We start from the raw sequence: 18,615 nt of genomic DNA, 5'->3' as shown, positions 1-18,615 counted from the left end.
TTATCAAAAGGTTAAACAAATGAATATGTCAACATTAATTGACGAATAAATTTATAAATTTATAAATTTATAAATTAAATTTTAATATATTGCATATAAATAGATTAACAATTTTTAAATTATGGAAATAAGAATACTTTTTTTAATATTTTTCACCTTAAGCTTCAGTGTTTTTTCAAATTCAGATAGGTATAGATTAATTATCACAGATAACCCCGCAACAACAATTACTATTGCATGGGACCAAAAATCAGGAACAAATCCATTAGTTTATTATGATACAACAGACCACGGAACATCTTATCAAAACTACAACTTTAATAAATCTGTAGACAGAAGTATTTCTTTTAAAGGTATGAATAACAGCTTTGCTAAATTAACAGGCTTAACACCTAATACAGCATATTTTTTTGTAATTAAAGATTCTCAAGGAACAAGTGCTCGTTATTGGTTTAAAACTGCACCTAGTAGTAATGACACAATGTCTTTTATTGCAGGTGGAGATTCTAGAAATAATAGAGTGCCTCGTCAAAATGCCAATAAAATGGTTGCCAAATTAAAACCAACTGCCGTTTTTTTTGGAGGAGACATGACAAATGCAAACTCTAGTGCAGAATGGATTGAATGGATGGATGATTGGCAATTAACTATTGCAAACGATGGAAGAATGTTTCCAATTATTCCTGCTAGAGGAAATCATGAAGAATCAAACCAAAGTATCTATGATTTATTTGATACTCCATCAAAAGAAATCTATTATGATATTACTTTTGGCACAAACTTATACACTATTTATACTTTAAATTCTGAAATTGCTGCAGGAGGGAATCAAGTAAATTGGCTTAAAGGAAAATTAGCCTCTGATAATTCAATATGGAAATCTGCCCAATATCATAAACCTATGCGTCCTCATCAATCTTCTAAATCAGAAGGAAATGATGAATATAACAATTGGGCACAACTTTTTTATGATAATAAAGTGAAATTAGTTTACGAATCTGACTCTCATGTTGTTAAAACAACACGTCCTGTTAAACCTTGTTCTTCTGGAGCAAATTGTGAAGAAGGTTTTGTGGAAGAAAATAATAATGGAATTGTATTTGTTGGTGAAGGATGTTGGGGAGCGCCACTAAGAGCTGCTAACGACAACAAAAGTTGGACAAGGGAATCTGGCACGTTCAATCAGTTTAAATGGATTACTGTTTCTACTACAAATATTTTAGTTAAAACCATTAAAATAGATAATGTAAATAGTGTAGGAGAAAATTCAAACTCAGAAGCTCCAGGGGTTTTACCATCTGGAACTGATGTATGGAGTACTGCTAATGGAGATACTGTTACTATTACTAATAGCGGCAATAATTCTCCAACAGTTGCAATAACTTCTCATACTAACAATCAACAAATACCTAGTGGTAGTACTACGCTTACTGCTGATGCTTCTGATACAGATGGAACAATTGCATCAGTAGAGTTTAAAGTTGCAGGAGCTTCTGTTGGCACAGACACAACAAGTCCCTATAGTATAACTCATAATTTTACAGATGGAGTTGTTTTAGTAGAAGTAATTGCAACAGACGATTTGGGTGCTACAGATTCAGAAAACATTAACTTATTGGTTGGAAGCTTTTCTAGTACAATAGATATTGCAGCATCACAAGATGTAGAACAACAAATAAACAATAGTGTAAACTCAAGTAGCTCTGATTTAGAATTGGTTTATGACGGGGCTTATACACCAGGAGATCAAACCATAGGCATCGAATTCTCTAATATTAACATTCCTGCAGGAGCAACAATAACTAAAGCCTATATTCAGTTTACTGCAAAAAGTACAATGTCTGCCGCAGCGAGCTACCTTGTTGCTGTTGAGAATAGTGCCAATGCTGAATTTTTGAACACGACCTCTGGAAATGTTACCACAGGAAGAACTTATTATACTGGTGTGAGTTGGAGTCCAGCACCCTGGACAGCAGGTAATGCAACTGCGGCTGAGAGAACTTCAGATATTAGTTCACAAATCCAATCCAATGTAAATTTAGGTTCTTGGGCTACAGGAAATAGAATGGTTGTAAAAATTATTGCAGATGGAGCAACTGTTGGCGCTGGTATTGCAAAACGTCGTGCACGTTCTATTGACGGTGGATTTGCCCCTGTTTTGCATATAGAATATAACGTAACCTTATCAAATACATCTTTCAATCAAGAAAAATTAAAACAATACCCTAATCCATTTAAGGATTTGATTTACTTTACTTTACCTTCTACAAATTTTGAAAAACCTAGAATTAAAGTATTTAGTTTAAATGGGAAATTAGTTTACAATAGTATTCTAGTTAATAATAAAGTAGATTTAAGTTTCTTAACAAATGGTACATATGTCGTAAAGCTTCAAAATAACAAAAAGCAAACTTTGGTTAAAAACATTATTAAGAAATAAAACTATATTTATTAATAAACACACCTAGGCACAACTAAACCTCAAAAAATCCGCAATCTGAAATTCAAATTGCGGATTTTCTTTTCTACAGATTAACTACATAAGAACAATAAGTTTAAAGATTAAAGTTAAATTAATCCTTCTTAGAAACTCTGCACATTGCTTATTGATATATCAAGTAAAAAATAAAATTAATGAATATGTAATCATTGAATACTTTAAACTTTGTTAAATAAGTAAGGTGCTGTTCCTTCATCTAGGTCTTTCTCAATAAAATCTGATGAACATTCTACAACAATCCAGCTTCCTCAGAAATATGTCCTTTTATAACAGGAACTTTTTTTAGTTTATTTGTAGTATATTTTTTTTGTTACTACTTCTGTTGGTTCTTGTGCATTATTAGTTATTGTAATAGAAAAACACACCAATAAAATTGGCAAATTAATCTTCATAAGTTTGGTTGATTTATCAACACAAAAGCACTTCTCTATTATCTTAAGGGTATGTTAATAATTAAAATCTCAATTTAACACTTCATAAAATTCAAAAAAATAACTAAATCACTATTTGTCAATCAAATAAAAAGAGGTACATTTGCACTCCTTTTTTAAGGAAAACAAATTTTTTAATTAAACAAAAACTAATAGTGTAATTATGAACACATTAAGTTACAAAACAGTATCAGCAAACAGCGCTACCGTAAACAAGGAGTGGGTTTTAGTTGATGCGGACGGGCAAACGTTGGGTCGTCTAGCTTCTAAAGTAGCAAAGCTAATTAGAGGTAAATATAAACCAAACTATACTCCTCACGTAGATTGTGGAGATAACGTGGTTATTATCAACGCAGAAAAAATTGTATTAACTGGAAACAAGTGGAGAGACAAATCTTACATTCGTCACACAGGTTACCCAGGTGGTCAAAGATCGTTAACTGCAACAGAAATGTTTGAGAAAGATCCTACAAGATTAATCGAAAAAGCAGTAAAAGGAATGTTACCAAAAAATACATTAGGTAGCTCTTTATACAGAAACTTGTATGTATATGCAGGTACAGAGCACAAACAAGCAGGTCAAGAACCTAAAGCTATTAACCTTAACGATTTAAAATAATGGATACAGTTCATAAAATAGGTAGAAGAAAAACTGCTGTTGCTCGTATTTATCTTTCTGAAGGTAAGGGTAACATTACAGTAAACAAAAAAGACTATAAAAGTTACTTTACAACAGGAACTTTACAATATAAAGTACAACAACCATTAATGTTAACAGAAAACTTAACTTCTTATGATATTAAGGTAAATGTTTACGGTGGTGGAGTTACAGGACAAGCAGAAGCAATTCGTTTAGCAATTACTAGAGCATTAGTTTCTATTAACGAAGAGCACAGAGCAATCTTAAAACCAGAAGGATTACTAACGAGAGACCCAAGAATGGTTGAACGTAAGAAATTTGGTCAGAAGAAAGCACGTAAGAAATTTCAGTTCTCTAAGCGTTAATATTTCGTTTAGACTACTGTTATCAAATATTAATAACAGTTTAGTATCTAAATGGTTAAGACTCGAAAGACTACCTAACCATTGATTTCAAAAACAGAAAGTAAACACATTTAAAAATGGCAAACGTAAACATTCAAGAATTATTAGAAAGTGGAGTACACTTTGGTCACTTAACAAGAAAGTGGAACCCAAATATGGCTCCTTATATTTATACAGAAAGAAATGGTGTACACATCATTGATTTGTATAAAACTGCAGCTAAAATAGAAGAAACTTCAGAAGCTTTAAAAAAGATTGCTAACTCTGGACGTAAAATTTTATTTGTAGCTACAAAAAAACAAGCAAAAGATATAGTTGCTGATAAAGCAAAAGCAGTAAACATGCCTTTCATTACAGAAAGATGGCCAGGTGGAATGTTAACTAACTTTGTTACTATTAGAAAAGCTGTAAAAAAAATGGCTCAGATTGATAGAATGAAGACTGATGGATCTTTTGATGCACTATCTAAAAGAGAAAAATTACAAATTAATCGTCAAAGAGAAAAATTAGAAAAGAATTTAGGTTCTATTTCTGACATGACTCGTTTACCAGGTGCATTATTTGTAGTTGATATTAAAAAAGAGCACATTGCAGTAGCAGAAGCTCAAAAACTTAATATCCCAATTTTTGCAATGGTTGATACAAACTCTGATCCAAGATTAGTAGATTTTGTTATACCAGCAAATGATGATGCTTCTAAGTCTATTGACAAAGTTTTATCTTTTGTTACTGATGCAATTGCAGAAGGTTTATCTGACAGAAAAGCAGATAAAGAAAAAGTAAAAGTTGCTAAAGAAGCTCCTAAAAAGGAAGAAGCTAAAGAAGAAACAAAATAATTATAACTTTTAAAATATAAAGTAACATGGGAACAGTAAAAGTAAGTGCTGCAGATGTTAAAAAATTAAGAGAAGCAACAGGAGCTGGAATGATGGACTGTAAAAAGGCATTAGTAGAAGCTGGTGGTGATTTTGATAAAGCAATTGACATTTTACGTAAAAAAGGTCAAAAAATTGCTGCAAAAAGAGCTGACAGAGAATCTACTGAAGGTGTTGCAGTTACAAGAATCAACGATGCTAAAACTGAAGGTGTTGCAATTGTATTAGCTTGTGAAACTGACTTTGTTGGTAAAAACGAAAAATTCGTTGCATTAGCTGGTGAATTTGCAGACATCGCTTTAAACTCAAACACTAAAGAAGAATTTTTAGCTGCTGATTTTGGAGGAATGACTGTTGCAGATAAATTAGTTGAACAAACTGGTGTAATTGGAGAAAAGTTAGACATTACTGCTTTTGAAAAAGTTGAAGCTGCTTATGTTGGTGCTTATACTCACATTGGTAAAATTGCTGCTTTAGTAGGTTTATCTGCAAATGTAGATAATGCTGAAACTTTATCTAAAGATGTAGCAATGCAAGTAGCATCTATGGGTGCAACTACTTTATCTTACAAAGATTTTGACCCTGCTTATGTAGCTGCTGAAACTGAAGCTAGAATTGCAGTAATTGAAAAAGATAATATTGAGTTAGGAAGATTAGGAAAAACATTAAAAAATGTTCCTCAATTTATTTCTATGTCTCAATTAACTCCAGAAGTTATTGCTAAAGCTGAAGAAGATGCAAAAGCACAATTAGCTGCTGAAGGAAAACCAGAAAAAATCTGGGATAGAATTTTACCTGGAAAAATGGAAAGATTCATTTCTGACAATACTACTTTAGATATGGAGCAATGTCTTTTAGACCAAGCTTTTATTAAAGATGAAAAGAAAAATGTTGCACAATATGTAGCTACATTTGGTGATGTTGCTGTAAGTACTTTTAAAAGAGTTACTTTAGGTTAATCACTTAATATCTTATAAATTAAAAACCTCGCACTTTTGCGAGGTTTTTTTATTTCCAAAAAAAGGAAACTCAAAAAAAAATACTTAATTTTGCAAAACTTATCAAAACATACTATGCAATACAAAAGAATTCTTTTAAAATTAAGTGGAGAGGCATTAATGGGCAATAGACAATATGGAATTGACCCAAACCGTTTATCAGAATATGCTAAAGAAATAAAAGAAGTAGTAGCAAAAGGTATAGAAGTTGCTATTGTTATTGGTGGTGGAAATATTTTTAGAGGAGTTGCTGGAGCTGCAAATGGTATGGATCGTGTACAAGGAGATCACATGGGTATGTTAGCAACTTGTATTAATGGACTTGCATTACAAAGTGCTTTAGAAGATGAAGGTGTTCATACACGCTTACAAACAGCATTAGAAATAAAAGAAGTTGCTGAACCTTATATTAAAAGAAAAGCAATTAGACATTTAGAAAAAGGAAGAGTTGTAATTTTTGGTGCAGGAACTGGTAATCCTTATTTTACTACAGATACTGCTGCAGTTTTACGTGCAATAGAAATTGATGCTAATGCAATTTTAAAAGGAACTCGTGTAGATGGTATTTATAATGTAGATCCAGAAAAAGATAAAGATGCTATTAAATTTGAAACTATTACATTTAAAGACGTAATTAAAAAAGGTCTTAAAGTAATGGATATGACTGCTTTTACATTAAGTGAAGAAAATAAATTACCAATTATAGTATTTGATATGAATACAAATGGAAATCTTTTGAAACTAGTTTCAGGAGAAAAAATTGGTACTATTGTTGATAATCAATAATTAGAATCTTTTAAAATTTACTAAAGATGAACGAAGAAATTGAATTTATTATAGACTCTGCTAAAGAAGCAATGAACAATGCTATAGAGCATTTAATTAAAGAGTTAAGAACTATTAGAGCTGGTAAAGCCACTCCATCTATGTTATCTAATGTAATGGTAGATTATTATGGAGCTCAAACTCCTTTAAGTCAAGTTGCAAATGTTAACACTCCAGATGCTAGAACTATTAGCATTCAGCCTTGGGAAAAAAGTATGTTACAAGCAATTGAAAAGGCAATTCAAATAGCTAATTTAGGTTTCAATCCAATGAATAATGGTGATATTATTATGATAAATGTACCACCATTAACAGAAGAACGAAGAATAAACCTAGCAAAACAAGCAAAAGCAGAAGCAGAACATGCAAAAGTTGGTGTAAGAAATGCACGTAAAGATGCCAATAACGAAATTAAAAAAATAGATGTTTCTGATGATTTGAAAAAAGTTTCTGAAGATGATGTTCAGAAATTAACAGATGCGTATGTTAAGAAAATAGACGATACACTTTCTGTTAAAGAAAAAGAGATTATGACAGTTTAAAAAACTGATAATTATAAAAAAAAGAGTGTTTTAAAAAACACTCTTTTTTTTATTTAAAACACTTCTACATTTTAAGTACCTTTGTTTAAAATTTTTTAAATGAATTTCTGGACAAAAGTTGCGGGTATTATTTTAAGAAACCGCTACTTGGTTTTATTATGTATTGCCATCATCACTGGTTTATTAGCCTCTCAAATGAAGTATATGAAATTTTCATATACAGAAGCAAACTTGTTACCAGAAGATCATGTTGCTAATGTTGAGTATAATAAATTTCTTGAAATCTTTGGAGAAGAAGGAAATTTAGTAATTCTAGGTATTAAAGACTCAACCGTATTTACTCCAAAAAAGTTTAATGCTTGGAACAATTTAGTACAGAAATTTGATAGTTTAGAAGAAATAGATTTTACAATTTCTATTGCAGATGTTCAAAAACTAAAAGCAGATAGAAAAAAAAGAAAGTTTGTTTTAGAACCACTCTATGAAAAAGAACCTACAACTTCTAAAGAGGTTTTAGAGATTAAAAAACAACTTTTCGAGAAACTTCCTTTTTACGACAATTTACTTTATAACAAAGAAACTGGTACATTACAAACGGCCATTTATATTAAAAAGGAAATTATAAATACGCCAAAACGTAGAGATTTTATTTTTAACATTCTTGTACCAACAATTGAACAATTTGAAAGAGATAATAACCTAGACGTTAGAGTTTCTGGGATGCCTTATATTAGAACTTTAAATGCACAAAACATACAAGATGAAATAATTCTTTTTGTTGGTGGCGCTTTAGGAATTACTGCTGTAATTTTCTTCTTTTTCTTTCGATCTTTTAGAGCAACTTTTATAACACTTTTAGTAGTGTTAATTGGAGTTATTTGGGCATTTGGTTTTATTGGATTGTTTAGATATGAAATTACAGTTTTATCAGCTTTAATTCCACCTCTTATTATTGTAATTGGTGTTCCTAATGCCGTTTTTCTAATAAATAAATATCAACAAGAAATAAAAAAACACGGCCATCAAGCAAAAGCATTGCAACGTGTAATTTCTAAAATTGGTAACGCAACTTTAATGACCAACATTACAACGGCTTCTGGTTTTGCAACCTTTGTTTTTGTAAAAAGTAGCTTGTTGCGTGAATTCGGAATTTTAGCATCTGTAAACATAATTAGTATCTTCATTTTGGCTTTGTTAATAATTCCTATTATTTACAGTTTTATGCCACTTCCAAAGAAAAAACATTTAAATCATCTTGAAAGAAGATGGATTGAGAATGTAGTAGATTGGATGGAGAAAGCAGTAAAAAACCAAAGAATTACAATTTATATTGCCACAGTTGTTGTTATTGTTTTAGGTATTATTGGCGTCTATCAAATTAGAGTTTCTGGAAGTTTAATAGAAGATATGCCTAAAAGCATGGATTTTTATAAAGACATAAAATTCTTCGAAAATGAATTTGGAGGTATTATGCCTTTAGAAATTTTAATTGATACTAAAAAAGAAAAAGGTGTAATGAAATTGTCTACTTTAAAAAAGATGGACAAAATTAATGAAGCTATAGAAACTTTTCCAGAATTATCTAAACCGCTATCTGTAGTTAATCTTGTAAAATATTCTAAACAAGCTTATTATAAAGGAAATCCTAAATATTATCAATTACCAACAAATCAAGAACAAAGTTACATTTTTGCGTATACAAAAAATTCTAATAACGATGCTAGCATGCTTAAAAACTTTGTAGATTCTACAGGACGTTATGCTAGAATTACAACGTTTATGAAAGATATTGGTACAGATAAAATGGATGCTATTCAAGAGCGTTTAAAAGCGGTTATTGCAAAAGAATTTCAAGCTGAAAAATATTCAGTATCACTAACTGGTAAGGCTTTAGTTTTTATAAAAGGAACAAATTATTTAATTAAGAATCTAGTAATTTCTTTATCTCTAGCCATTTTATTAATTGCAATATTTATGGCATGGATGTTTAGATCCCCTCAAATGATCTTAATTTCTCTAATTCCTAATATGCTTCCGTTATTAATTACAGCTGGCTTAATGGGCTTTTTAGATATTCCTATAAAACCGTCAACAATTTTAGTTTTTAGTATTGCATTTGGTATTTCTGTAGATGATACAATTCACTTTTTAGCTAAATACAGGCAAGAATTAATTGCCAATAAATGGAAGATTAAACCGTCGGTTTATGCAGCATTAAGGGAAACAGGTGTAAGTATGTTTTATACTTCTATTGTGCTCTTTTTTGGTTTCTTAACTTTTACACTTTCTAGTTTTGGAGGCACAATTGCTTTGGGAGGTTTGGTTTCTGTAACCTTGTTATTAGCAATGGTTTCTAACCTACTTTTATTGCCTTCTTTATTACTAACTTTCGAGAAGAAAATTGCTAATAAAAAAGTGTTTAAAGAGCCTGCAATGAAAATATTTCCACCTAAAGAAGACAAAACGGAAGAGTAAATTTTATGTTTTTATTGATATTCCTTTCATTGTTTAATTTAGAACAATAAAGTATCTTTACTCTTTTAACAAAGATATTTTTTAGAATATAACATATTTAAAAATGATGATGAAAAGTAACGTAGCAGAAATTTTAAAATCAGGTACAGTATTACAGGAAATAGCCTTAAAAGGTTGGGTTAGAACTTTTAGAAGCAATCGTTTTATTGCGTTAAATGATGGTTCTACAATTAACAATATTCAATGTGTTATCGATTTTGAAAACACTTCAGAAGAGACTTTAAAGAGAATTACAACTGGTGCAGCAATTTCTATAAAAGGAACTTTAGCAGAAAGCCAAGGAAAAGGGCAATCTGTAGAAATTCAAGTTTCAGAAATTGAAATATTGGGTGATTCTAATGCAGATGAATATCCTATTCAACCTAAAAAACATAGCTTCGAGTTTTTAAGAGAAAATGCACATTTACGTGTTAGAACAAACACATTTAGTGCGGTAATGAGAGTTCGTTCTAAACTCTCTTTTGCGGTTCATAAATATTTTCAAGATAACGGTTTTAACTATGTAAACACACCAATTGTTACAGGTACAGATGCAGAAGGAGCTGGCGAAATGTTTCGTGTGACTTCTTTTGAAGATAACAAAGCACCAGTAACAGAAGATGGTGAGATAGATTATTCTAAAGATTTCTTCGGAAAAGAAACTAGTTTAACAGTTTCTGGTCAATTAGAAGCAGAAACATATGCAATGGCTTTAGGTAAGGTTTACACTTTTGGGCCTACTTTTAGAGCAGAAAACTCTAATACAACTCGTCATTTAGCAGAATTTTGGATGATTGAGCCAGAAGTTGCTTTTATGGATTTAGATGGTAATATGGATTTATCTGAAGACTTTATAAAATCGGTTTTAAACTATGTTTTAGAACATTGTAAAGATGATTTAGCTTTTTTAGACCAACGTTTGGCACAAGAAGAAAAAAGCAAACCACAAGCAGAACGTTCTGACATGAATTTGATAGACAAGCTTAAGTTTGTAGTAGACAATAATTTTAAACGTGTTTCTTATACAGAAGCTTTTGATATTTTAAGAAATTCAAAACCAAACAAAAAGAAGAAATTTCAATTTCCAATAAACGAATGGGGAGTAGATTTACAATCTGAACATGAACGTTATTTAGTTGAAAAACATTTTAAATGTCCGGTTATTTTGTTTGATTATCCAGCAAATATTAAAGCGTTTTACATGCGTTTAAATGATGATGGAAAAACAGTAAGAGCAATGGATGTTCTGTTCCCTGGAATTGGAGAAATGGTTGGTGGAGCACAACGTGAAGAGCGTTATGATGTTTTAGTTGAGAAAATGAAGGCTATGAATATCGACGAAAAAGAACTTTGGTGGTATTTAGATTTACGTAAATTTGGTACTGCAGTACATTCTGGTTTTGGTTTAGGTTTCGAAAGATTGGTACAATTTACAACAGGAATGGGAAATATTAGAGACGTAATTCCATTTCCAAGAACACCACAAAACGCAGAATTTTAATCAGATTTTTGTATCTTTAAAAATATGCTAAAACAAAGCTTACACTACAAATTATTACAAAAATTATCTCCACAACAAATTCAGTTGATGAAGTTAATTCAATTGCCTACGCAAGCTTTTGAAGAACGTCTAAAACAAGAAATAGAAGAAAACCCAGCTTTAGACACTGGTAAAGATGATAGCGAATCTATTGATGACGATTTATCGAATGAATTTGATGATGATGCAGGAAACGAAAAAATTGAAGCTGAAGACATAAATATTGATGAATATTTAAGTGATGATGAAATTCCGAATTATAAAACGCAAGCAAACAATTATTCTGCAGATGATGAAGAAAAAAATGTGCCTTATGCAGCCGGAACCACTTTTCATCAATCTTTAAAAAATCAATTAAACACCTTTCGTTTAGACGAAGAAGAACGTTCTATTGCAGAGTTTTTAGTAGGTAGTATAGATGATAGTGGTTATATAAGAAGAGAAATTATAGATTTAGTAGATGATTTGGCTTTTACAGCAAATGTATTTACAACAGAAGAAAAAGTAATTTCTGTTCTTAAAAAGGTTGTACATACTTTAGACCCAATTGGTGTTGGCGCAAGAGATTTAAGAGAATGTTTGGTTATTCAATTAAAAGCAAAGGAAACTAATAAAATTAGAAGTTTAGCAATTGAGATTTTAGAAGATGCTTTTGATCATTTTGTGAAAAAACATTACAAAAAGTTACAAGAAAAATTCTCTATTTCTGAAGACGAACTGAAAGAAGTAAATACAGAAATTTCTAGATTAAATCCTAAACCAGGAAGTTCTTACGCTGGTAATAATAAAATTGCAGAACAAATTGTACCCGATTTTTCTATTAAAATTATTGATGGTGAGTTAGATTTAACATTAAACTCTAGAAATGCTCCAGAGCTGCATATTTCTAGAGAATATAATAACATGTTAAAAGGGTATCAAGAATCTACTAAAAAAACAAAGTCTCAAAAAGATGCTGTTTTTTTTATCAAACAAAAGTTAGATTCTGCAAAATGGTTTATAGACGCAATTAGACAGCGTCAACAAACGTTGTTGGTTACCATGAATACAATTATGCATTATCAATACGATTATTTTTTAACCGGTGATGAGCGTAAGTTAAAACCAATGATTTTAAAAGATATTGCAGATAAAATTAACATGGATGTTTCTACGGTTTCTAGAGTAGCAAACAGCAAATTTGTTTCTACACCTTATGGTACAAAATTAATTAAGGAATTCTTTTCAGAGTCTATGAAAAATGACCAAGGAGAAGATGTATCTACAAAAGAGATAAAGAAGATACTTGAAACAGTTATAGCAGAAGAGAACAAGAAAAAACCACTTACCGACGAAAAGTTAGCTGCTATTTTAAAAGAAAAAGGATACCCAATTGCAAGAAGAACTGTTGCAAAATATAGAGAACAATTAGATTTACCAGTAGCTCGTTTACGTAAAGAAATTTAGTGAAATTTCACAAATTCATATCTGTAATATTACATCCAATAGTAATTCCAACAATTGGGGTAATGTTGTATTTTTTATTGATTCAGAATAGTTTTGGAAGTAATCAAAAGCTAGCAATTCTTGGGTTAATTTTTGTAACTACTTATTTAATTCCCCTTTTTGTTTTAATATTATTTAAGAAACTTAAATTGATAAAATCTTTTAAAGCAGAGAGCATTTCAGAAAGAAAGATTCCAATAATTGTAATGATTGTTTTATTCTATTTGTTAGGAAACACATTGCAAGGCATTCCAAATTTAAGAGATTTAGGTCTATTATTTTATGCTACTTCGTTAGGTTTAGTTTTTATTTATTTATTCTTTGCATTTAAAATAAAAGCCAGTATACATTTACTTTCTATAGGTATCTCAATTGGTTTTTTTATGGTTTTAGGAATCATTTATTCACAATCTTTTTTAATTGTAATAGTGATAGCATTTATCCTTTCTGGTTTATTAGGTAGTGCCAGATTACATTTAAAAGCACACAAGCCAAAGGAAGTTTATCTTGGCTTTTTATTCGGTTTTATATCTCCTTTTATCTTATATTATATTTTATAAGATATAAAAAATCAATCCGAATTTTAATATTTTAGTATTTATAGTTTCTCCGTTAATAGTTGCATCATTAAAAATTGGAGTTAAACCATAAAAGATATTAATATTGAACTCATCATAACCTGCTGAAAGGGTTAAACCGTATTGAAGGTTATTATATGCTGAAACATTAGAATATTGGAATGAAGTATTATTACTATCTTCAAATTGAAACTTATTAGACAAGTTGTACATAAATTTTATTCCAGCATAAACTCGCCAAAAATCATATCTATTTGCTGTAGATGTTCTCCATCTTATTTCTAAGGGAAACTCCAAATTATGCGATTTAAATATATTACCACTAATAGTTAAATCACTACTAAATGAAGTTGCGTTATTTATTTCTTCAACTTTTAATTTATGATTAAAAAGATCAAAACCATAACCAACTCCTGCTGCAATAGAAAAACTTCCTTGTTTATTAAGAATAAAGTCTTTTATAAAACCAGTAGAAATACTGTATGAAAAACTACTTTTAGAAATTATAGATGGTTGATCATCAAATTGAGCAAAAGAAACTGAAGCATAAATTTGATCTTCTGCATACCTATCTCCAAGATTTAAAGATTCTCTTTGAGAGAATACACTAATTGTAATAAATAATAAAAGAAGTGTTGTAATGGCTTTATTCATAGTATTAAAAACGTTGTATAAAGATACAATATTTCATTTCAAAGAAATATTTATGCTAAAAATAATCACAAAAAAAAGGGTAACTTATTAAGTTACCCTTTATATATACTATTGTAAAATTAATTATTTGAACCTCCTTTGGAAGCAGAATAACTAATTTTTAGAGCGTTTACGTCTCTTAATTTTAATCTAATATCTGTAATAGTACCAACATTAGATTCTTTATCTGCTTTAATTGAAGTTGTCATAAAAGGTACTTCAGCTTCAGACACTTTAAGTCTTGCATTCATAATAAAAGCTGGTACATCATCTGCTGTACCGATTTTATCATTTAACTGAATTCTATTATAACTAGTACCGTATTTAGGGTCTTTAGCCTTACCTACGTATATTGTACTTACCAAGCTTTTGTGCTCCAATTTTTTAACTTCTGAAGCAGAAGGTAATCTTGGTGCATCAATTTTTAAATCAGTTTCTCTCATGGTAGTAGTTACCATAAAGAAAAATAACAACATAAAAACAATGTCTGGTAAAGCTGCAGTGTTTACTGCTGGCATTCCTTTTTTCTTTTTTCTAAATTTAGACATATTGTTATACTTTAAAAATTAATTTGTTGGTTCTGCATCAGAAATAATTTGAGGATAACTTTTTTTGATATCTTCTACTTTTTTCTTTAATGCTTCGTTCTCCTTGTCATCTTTGTAAGCTTCTTCAAGTTCAGAAAAAGGTATTTTATACTTTTCCATACTTAACCTATTTCTTAATTCTGAATAAGCTCTTAAAAGCTCATTCTGAACAGTTAAATAAGTACCATATTCAGTACCTCTATCACTTTGTACAGAAATAATTGCTTTGTTTGGGTGATCTGAAGAACTTTCGCTTCTTTCACCTTTACAATATGTACAAGGTCCTGTTTTTACACCTTCTTCAACATTTCCTTCACCTCCACCATTATCTATAAAAGCAATTGCAGCATCTTTTAAATCTTTAACTTCCATTCTTTCGCCTTCAACTAAAAGCTCATTATTTCTGTTAATATTTACCTCAAAGATGTTTTTTTCTTTAATAATTGGTGGTACGTAATCTGGTGGCGGTTTTTCAGATAGCTTTTTAGAAACACCTGAATCTACATTCATGGTAGTTGTTACTAAAAAGAAGATCAATAACAAGAAGGCAATATCTGCCATAGAACCTGCATTAATTTCTGGATTCTCTCTTCTTGCCATTTTTTTATGATTTTATTAATCCTTTTACTAAATCTAATACAAAGAATGCACTTGCTACTAAGCCTAATGCAATACTATACCATATTCCAGTACCTACCCATTTGTTGGTTGCAGTACCTGCTTCACCTCCAGGAATAACTTTTCCTTGTGTGTCTAGAACAGCTTCACTGTCTGCAAAGAAGTATGCTAATACTAATACAACACCCAATACAGCTAATCCTAATAATGTCTTTTTTAAATTTTCTGGGTTTCTTATCATGCTCCATAAAGAAAGTACTATTGCAATACCAACAGCAGCATAAAATAAGAAAGTAGAAAAATAAATAATTGGACTAATTACTTTGTTTTGAAGATCTCCGTCTGTTTGTAACATTTCGGCATCTTCCATGAATATTCTAATAAATAGAATACCTCCAACAACAGCAATGAGCGCAATTAAAATATTTAATATTTTATTACTTTTCATAATTGTTATTATTTTTTATATTTTACTAATAAATCGATTAATTGAATAGAAGAATCTTCCATGTTGTTTACAATACTATCAATTTTAGAAACGATATAATTATAAAAAATTTGTAATATAATTGCTACAATTAAACCAAATACAGTTGTTAATAATGCAATTTTAATACCACCTGCAACTACCGCTGGAGAAATATCATTTGCTACTGCGATTCTATCAAAAGCATCAATCATACCAATTACAGTTCCCATGAAACCAAGCATTGGTGCTAATGCAATAAATAAAGATAACCAAGATACATTCTTCTCTAAAAGTCCCATTTGAACTCCACCGTAAGAAACTACTGCTTTTTCAGCTGCATCAACTCCTTCATCTACTCTATCTAAACCTTGGTAAAAGATAGATGCTACTGGTCCTTTAGAATTTCTACAAACTTCTTTTGCAGCTTCTACTCCACCAGAGCTTAAGGCATCATCTACATTTGCTACTAACTTTTTAGTGTTAGTTGTTGCCATGTTTAAATAAATAATTCTTTCAATTGCAATAGCTAAACCTAAAATTAAGGCTACTAATACAATTCCCATAAATCCTGGGTCACCTTCAATAAAACGAAGTTTTAATTCTTGGTGAAAAGTTCTTGATTCTTCGGCTGCTTCTTGTGCGAAAGTTGATTGAATAGCTCCAAAAAACATGAATCCTGTAACGGATAAGACATTTACTACTTTTTTCATCTTTGTTATAATTAATTTTTAATAGTTAACGGGTTAAAGATATAAATTTTCAATTCAAATAAACAAAAATACTTGTTACTTTAACTTCTTTTTTTAGACAACAAGTGCTAATTATCTATTTTTGAGAGTGCCAAGTAACAAAAAAAATGTTGATTCTTAAAAAGAATTCTATCTATTTTATTGTAAAAATACTGTTTTTTATTCTTTTCTCAATTATTTATTATTTAAATCACCTTTTAAATGCTCGAAATTTCTCCTCTTAATGGGGTTTCGAAAAAGCTTTTAAATGCTTCATTTGATAAATTTTCACTTAATAAATACATTAACTTGGCAATAGCAGATTCAGTGGTGATATCTCCACCACTAATTACACCTATTTCTTTTAAAGAAACACTAGTATCATAATGACCTAAAATAACACTGCCTCCAGCACATTGTGTAACATTTACAATTTTAATTCCTTTTAAAGTTGCTTCTTTAAGTAAATCTAAAAACCAATTTTCATTCGGTGCGTTTCCAGAACCATATGTTTCTATAACTACTCCTTTTAAGTTTTTGATATTCAAAATACTTTCTACAACTGCTTTTGTTATTCCTGGAAACAACTTCAAAATAACAACATCAGTTACTAATTTTTTTCTGACAATTAACTTTTCGGCTTTCTCTATTGGTTTCTGAATTAAATGCTCGTTAAAGTTTAAATGAACGCCACTTTCTGCCAAAGGCGGATAATTCATCGAAGTAAATGCCTCGAATTGTTCTGCACTAATTTTTGTAGTTCTATTGGCTCTGTATAGTTTGTATTCAAAATACAAACAAACTTCAGAAATTATAGGTTCGTTGTTTTTTCTTGCGGATGCAATTTCTATGGAAGTAATTAAGTTTTCTTTTGCATCTGTTCTTAAATCGCCAATTGGCAATTGAGATCCTGTAAAAATGATAGGTTTTTGTAAATTTTCTAACATAAAACTGACTGCAGAAGATATATAAGACATGGTATCTGATCCTGTAAGAATTACAAAACCATCGAATTTTGTATAGTTTTCTTCAATAATTTCTACAATATCTATATAATATTGTGTGTTCATATTCGAAGAATCAATCACTTCTTCAAAAGAAATGCTTTCAATAATACAATCTAATTGCTGTAACTCTGGTATTTTATCTACAATCTGACTAAAATCAAAAGCTTTTAAAGCATTCGTTTTATAGTCTTTAATCATACCAATAGTTCCACCAGTATATATGATAAGTATGTTGGGTTTGTTTGTCATTTTGTCATTGAATTCTAAATATTCTATTAAATTTTGACTTTTTAAGGCAAAAACAGTAACTTTCTTACTTCAAAAAATAAAATGGAATACTTTATGTTGTAAATTTATCAAACAAAAATGATATACAATTTAAAACTTTATAAATTATGATGGGATTTTATATTTTAATTGGTGCAATCTCTTTGGTGAGCTGGTTAGTTAGTAATCAACTGAAGAGTAAATTCAAAAAATATTCTCAAATTCAGTTAAGAAATGGAATGAGTGGCGCAGAAATCGCTACTAAAATGTTATCTGATAATGGAATTTTCGATGTAAAAGTTATTTCTACTCCTGGTAGATTAACAGATCATTACAATCCAAAAGATAAAACTGTAAATTTAAGTGAAGCTGTTTATAACCAAAGAAATGCAGCTGCTGCAGCTGTTGCAGCACACGAAGTTGGGCATGCAGTACAACATGCAAAAGCCTATAGTTATTTAACAATGCGTTCTCAATTGGTACCAATTGTTAGTGTTACTTCTAAATTTTCTCAATGGATGGTTATTGGAGGTTTAGTTTTAGGAGCAGCTTCTGGGGCTTCTGGAGTTGGTTTCTACATTGCCATTGCTGGCTTGGTTTTTATGGGACTTGCAACTCTTTTTAGCTTTGTAACTTTACCTGTAGAATATGATGCAAGTAACAGAGCTTTAGCTTGGTTACAAGATAAAAACATGGTTACTAGAGAAGAATACGCTGGTTCTAAAGATGCACTTAAATGGGCGGCAAGAACTTACTTAGTTGCGGCTCTAGGTTCTTTAGCAATGCTTTTGTATTGGGGATTACAAGTTCTAGGAAACAGAGACTAATACCACATGCCTTTTTTGTATCTCACTCATCTTCTTAAGGATTGGGTAGATTTTCTTAAAAAGAAAAATAAATTTATTTAAAATGCT

At 30.3% G+C, this 18,615-nt stretch carries 18 protein-coding genes; 12 read left to right on the top strand and 6 right to left on the bottom strand.

Translation table 11 applies throughout. From position 1 onward, the window contains the following. Positions 1 to 121 precede the first annotated feature (121 nt). The 11 genes from H9W90_RS13785 (at position 122) to H9W90_RS13735 (ending at position 13,314) form a co-directional block, all read left to right on the top strand. A complete protein-coding gene (locus H9W90_RS13785; protein WP_187482160.1) occupies positions 122 to 2,440 on the top strand; it encodes an Ig-like domain-containing protein in 2,319 nt (772 codons plus the stop codon). Between the two features lie 654 nt (positions 2,441 to 3,094). Further along, positions 3,095 to 3,550 (top strand): 50S ribosomal protein L13, encoded by a 456-nt coding sequence (gene rplM / locus H9W90_RS13780; RefSeq protein ID WP_187482159.1) that lies wholly within the window; start codon positions 3,095 to 3,097, stop codon positions 3,548 to 3,550. Continuing rightward, positions 3,550 to 3,936 carry a 30S ribosomal protein S9 gene (gene rpsI / locus H9W90_RS13775; protein ID WP_187482158.1) on the top strand — a complete coding sequence of 129 codons (387 nt, stop codon included), beginning with the start codon at positions 3,550 to 3,552 and terminating at the stop codon, positions 3,934 to 3,936. The genes rplM and rpsI overlap by 1 nt, the downstream gene beginning before the upstream one ends. 116 nt (positions 3,937 to 4,052) lie before the next feature. Next, complete coding sequence (rpsB, locus tag H9W90_RS13770; RefSeq protein ID WP_187482157.1) at positions 4,053 to 4,811, top strand: 30S ribosomal protein S2; 759 nt, start codon at positions 4,053 to 4,055, stop codon at positions 4,809 to 4,811. 26 nt (positions 4,812 to 4,837) lie between these two features. After that, entirely contained in the window at positions 4,838 to 5,809 is a 972-nt protein-coding gene (gene tsf / locus H9W90_RS13765; protein ID WP_187482156.1) for a translation elongation factor Ts, read from the top strand. Positions 5,810 to 5,923: 114 nt separating this feature from the next. Next, complete coding sequence (gene pyrH / locus H9W90_RS13760; protein ID WP_187482155.1) at positions 5,924 to 6,634, top strand: UMP kinase; 711 nt, start codon at positions 5,924 to 5,926, stop codon at positions 6,632 to 6,634. A 26-nt stretch (positions 6,635 to 6,660) separates the two neighbouring features. Beyond that, complete coding sequence (gene frr, locus H9W90_RS13755) at positions 6,661 to 7,215, top strand: ribosome recycling factor (RefSeq protein ID WP_187482154.1); 555 nt, start codon at positions 6,661 to 6,663, stop codon at positions 7,213 to 7,215. Positions 7,216 to 7,314: 99 nt separating this feature from the next. Then, entirely contained in the window at positions 7,315 to 9,690 is a 2,376-nt protein-coding gene (locus H9W90_RS13750) for an efflux RND transporter permease subunit (protein ID WP_187482153.1), read from the top strand. A 106-nt stretch (positions 9,691 to 9,796) separates the two neighbouring features. Next, complete coding sequence (gene asnS / locus H9W90_RS13745; protein ID WP_187484000.1) at positions 9,797 to 11,230, top strand: asparagine--tRNA ligase; 1,434 nt, start codon at positions 9,797 to 9,799, stop codon at positions 11,228 to 11,230. 24 nt (positions 11,231 to 11,254) lie between these two features. Further along, the gene (gene rpoN / locus H9W90_RS13740) at positions 11,255 to 12,715 is read left to right on the top strand and encodes an RNA polymerase factor sigma-54 (RefSeq protein WP_187482152.1); all 1,461 of its coding nucleotides are present in this window, start codon (positions 11,255 to 11,257) and stop codon (positions 12,713 to 12,715) included. Continuing rightward, complete coding sequence (locus H9W90_RS13735; protein WP_254712499.1) at positions 12,715 to 13,314, top strand: hypothetical protein; 600 nt, start codon at positions 12,715 to 12,717, stop codon at positions 13,312 to 13,314. Before rpoN ends, H9W90_RS13735 begins: the two co-directional genes overlap by 1 nt. On the opposite strand, the gene H9W90_RS13730 is transcribed toward H9W90_RS13735, so the two are convergent. From H9W90_RS13730 to H9W90_RS13705, 6 genes are all read right to left on the bottom strand, one after another. Further along, complete coding sequence (locus H9W90_RS13730; protein ID WP_187482151.1) at positions 13,309 to 13,986, bottom strand: porin family protein; 678 nt, start codon at positions 13,984 to 13,986, stop codon at positions 13,309 to 13,311. The genes H9W90_RS13735 and H9W90_RS13730 overlap by 6 nt on opposite strands. Positions 13,987 to 14,105: 119 nt before the next feature. Beyond that, the gene (locus H9W90_RS13725; RefSeq protein WP_187482150.1) at positions 14,106 to 14,573 is read right to left on the bottom strand and encodes an ExbD/TolR family protein; all 468 of its coding nucleotides are present in this window, start codon (positions 14,571 to 14,573) and stop codon (positions 14,106 to 14,108) included. Between the two features lie 18 nt (positions 14,574 to 14,591). Next, a complete protein-coding gene (locus H9W90_RS13720; protein WP_187482149.1) occupies positions 14,592 to 15,212 on the bottom strand; it encodes an ExbD/TolR family protein in 621 nt (206 codons plus the stop codon). Positions 15,213 to 15,216: 4 nt separating this feature from the next. Continuing rightward, a complete protein-coding gene (locus tag H9W90_RS13715; RefSeq protein WP_187482148.1) occupies positions 15,217 to 15,678 on the bottom strand; it encodes a hypothetical protein in 462 nt (153 codons plus the stop codon). Between the two features lie 8 nt (positions 15,679 to 15,686). Next, on the bottom strand, positions 15,687 to 16,409 hold the full coding sequence (locus H9W90_RS13710) for a MotA/TolQ/ExbB proton channel family protein (protein ID WP_187482147.1): 723 nt from the start codon (positions 16,407 to 16,409) through the stop codon (positions 15,687 to 15,689). A gap of 236 nt (positions 16,410 to 16,645) precedes the next feature. Then, positions 16,646 to 17,683, bottom strand: coding sequence for an asparaginase (locus tag H9W90_RS13705; protein WP_187482146.1), 1,038 nt, complete (start codon positions 17,681 to 17,683; stop codon positions 16,646 to 16,648). 146 nt (positions 17,684 to 17,829) lie between these two features. On the opposite strand from H9W90_RS13705, the gene H9W90_RS13700 reads away from it, so the two are divergent. Then, entirely contained in the window at positions 17,830 to 18,528 is a 699-nt protein-coding gene (locus H9W90_RS13700; RefSeq protein WP_187482145.1) for a zinc metallopeptidase, read from the top strand. Positions 18,529 to 18,615 lie beyond the last annotated feature (87 nt).

It is taken from the genome of Polaribacter pectinis (assembly GCF_014352875.1).
In the GTDB taxonomy this organism is placed as follows: domain Bacteria; phylum Bacteroidota; class Bacteroidia; order Flavobacteriales; family Flavobacteriaceae; genus Polaribacter; species Polaribacter pectinis.
This window is presented reverse-complemented; position numbering and strand designations above follow the sequence as displayed.